Here is a 2,875-nt window from a genome sequence, read left to right as displayed (position 1 = left end):
GCTCACGGTCGCGCGCGAACGCTACACGCCACCGGTCGCGGCGGGGATCGCCGCGCCGGCGCCGGCGCGGCGAATCCGCGTTCGGGGATCAGTGGATGGTGAATGGGGCTGACGCGGCGACGTTGTACGGCGTCGTGACGTTGTTGTTCAACTGGACGATGTAGCTCCCTGGTTCGACGGTCGGCGGTCCGGACGCGTCGATGTCTCCCTGCGTCTCGGCCAGCGTGGAGACCGGGAAGTCGACGTGAACGGTCTTGGACTGGCCGGCGTCGAGCGTGACCCGCGTGAACCCGACCAGCCTTTGCGGAGGCACGACCACACTGCTGACCGGCTGGGCCACGTAGACGGGAACGATGTCGGTCCCGCTACGGCTTCCGGTGTTGCTGACCGTGAACGTCGCCGTCGCGGTCCCGTGACGGGACACACTCGGTGTCACCGAGAGGCCACTCGTGGTGAACGTCGTGTAGGACAGGCCGAACCCGAACGGGTAGAGCGGGTTGTAGGCGTGCCCCTGACCGGATCCGGTGCCCGGTAGCTGGTCGAAGAACTTCGGCTGGTCGCCCAGCGGTGACGGTGCGGAGCCGTCGAAGTCCCCGCCCGGCGCAGCGGCGTCCGACGGCCAGCTGATTGGCAGCTTGCCGCTGGGGTTGATCTTGCCGAAGATCGCGTCGGCGACTGCCTGGCCGGCCTCGGTGCTGCCTTGGTAGGCCATCAGAATCCCGGCCGCCGTCTCGGCATCGGGGCCCAGGCCGACAGGACGTCCGGCGATGACGACGACGATTACCGGCTTGCCGGTGGCCTTGAGCGCTTGGATCTCAGCCTTCTGGTCAGGCGGCAATTGAGGCGCCGGGTTGTCGCCCAACCCTTCGGCGTACGCCTTCTCACCGACCGCCACGACGTAGGCATCGGCGGGCGTGCTCGCGGCGGTGGCGGCGTCGGGCACGTATTGAGCGTTGCTGTCGTCGTTCTTGATCCCTTCCTGCACCGTGGTCCCGGGCGGAATCTGGTCAGCCGGACCCATGCAGCACACGTGACCGGCACCGAAGACGCCTTGCCAGCTGACGCTCCACCCGCCGAGCTGGTTCGTCATCGAGTCGGCGCTCGGACCGGTGACGACGACCTTGGCGGACGAGGAGAGCGGCAGCGTGTTGTTCTGGTTGCGCAGCAGGGTCACCGAGTCCTGCGCAGCCTGGAGCGTGTCGGCTCGCCCGGCGGTGACCGCCGCATTGGCGGCGTCGGCGTCGACGCACGGCGTGCTCGGGTCGCTGACGCACGGTTGGTCGAACAGGCCGAGCTGGAACTTCAGCGTGAGAATCCGCCGCACCGCCTCATTGATCCGTGGCATCGAGATCGCGTGGGAGCGCACGTCCTGCAGGATGGCGGTCTGCCATTGATCGGGACCTGTCACGTACATGGCCATGTCGACACCGGCGTTCACGGCCTTGGCAATCGCCTCAGCCGGGTTGGCCGCGATGTGGTACGCGGTCTGCAGTGCCTGCACGTCCTGGTAGTCACTGATCACGACGCCCTGGAAGTGCATCTGGTTGCGCAGGATGTTGGTCAGTAGGTAGTGCGACCCGGTCGCCGGAAATCCGTTGATGGAACCCGAGTCCACCATGACCGTGTCAGCGCCGGCGTCGATGCCGCCGGCATAGGACGGGAGGATCACACTCTGCAGGTAGCTCAGGGGCAGCAGGGCCTCGTTGCGGTCGTGGCCGTTGATCGACTGCGAGTAGCCGGCGAAGTGCTTGACCGTTGCCGCCACGCCAAGCGAATCGGCCGGACCGGGCGACTGCATGCCCTTGATGTTCGCGGCGCCCATTGCCGCCGATAGCACCGGCGCTTCGGCCCAGGTCTCGTATGTACGTCCCCACCTGTTGTCGCGGGCCAGATCCTGGACGGGGGCGAAGACCCAGTTCCAGCCGGTCGCGCGGACCGCGTCAGCCGTCGCAGCTCCGCCCGTGCGAGCCGCCGATGGATCCCAGGTGGCGCCCATGCCGATGGACTGGGGAAAGAGCGGCGCCTGCCACGGATGGCCGAAGCCGTGCACGGCGTCAACCCCGAAGATCACCGGAATGTGCAGCCGCGAATTCTTGATCGCGTACTGCTGGATCATGTTGTACTCGTTGGCCCAGTCGTAGCCGGTGTTACCGCTGCCACCGTGGCCGGTCGTATCCGGCGGGTTGTCCGTACCGCCCGCGAGCAGCGAGCCCGTGTTGTTGTCGACCAGCCACGTCTTCATGCAGTCCTGGTTCAGTTGGGCCCAGCCCTGGCTGCCGCATCCACTGGACGGACCGGTCAGGTTGTCGACGAGTTGCTGGTCCATCTGGCCGACCTTCTCGGCCAAGGTCATCGCGCCCAGCAGGGAGTTCACCCGGGCCTGAATCGGCTTGTGCGCATCGAGCCACGGAGCGCTGGCCGGCTTCGCGGATGCGGCGACGCCCTGGCCCATGAAGGCAGCCAGCGCTGCCGCCACCAAGGCGCCGACAGTGACAACGAACACCGCCTTCCTTCTCCTGCCCATAGGGCCTCTGGCCTGCGGAGCGGACATGACTGGACCTCCTTGGTTTGGGGATAACCGCGGTCAGTGCCCGCCGTCGCCGAAATCGCGTGGCGGCAGCGAACCCTTGCCATGCAGGCATTGCCGACGTGCTCGGGAATGCCGTGTGATCTGCACATGGGAGACATCTCGCGCGAACGCGACGAGGCTTGATGTTTCGACTGGCCCAGACCCGAGTCGGTCGCGCTCACCTGAAATCTGCAGGCGCCGCTTGCACCGTCGCCGACGGAGGAGTCGCTCATGGAAACGTCACGTGGACGGATGGTGCCGCGGCGGCTGACGTCGCGACAATCCCAAGCGGTGGAGCCGCCGCAA

The 2,875-nt window shown here is 67.0% G+C and carries 1 protein-coding gene; it reads right to left on the bottom strand.

Going from position 1 to position 2,875, the window contains the following annotated elements:
- Positions 1-88 precede the first annotated feature (88 nt).
- Positions 89-2,551 (bottom strand): glycoside hydrolase family 3 N-terminal domain-containing protein, encoded by a 2,463-nt coding sequence (locus VH969_RS17955; RefSeq protein ID WP_331975607.1) that lies wholly within the window; start codon positions 2,549-2,551, stop codon positions 89-91.
- Positions 2,552-2,875 lie beyond the last annotated feature (324 nt).

Source organism: Actinophytocola sp. (genome assembly GCF_036555685.1).
Lineage (GTDB): Bacteria > Actinomycetota > Actinomycetes > Mycobacteriales > Pseudonocardiaceae > Actinophytocola.
The sequence above is the reverse complement of the archived record's forward strand: the minus strand, read 5'-3'. Positions and strand labels throughout refer to the sequence as shown.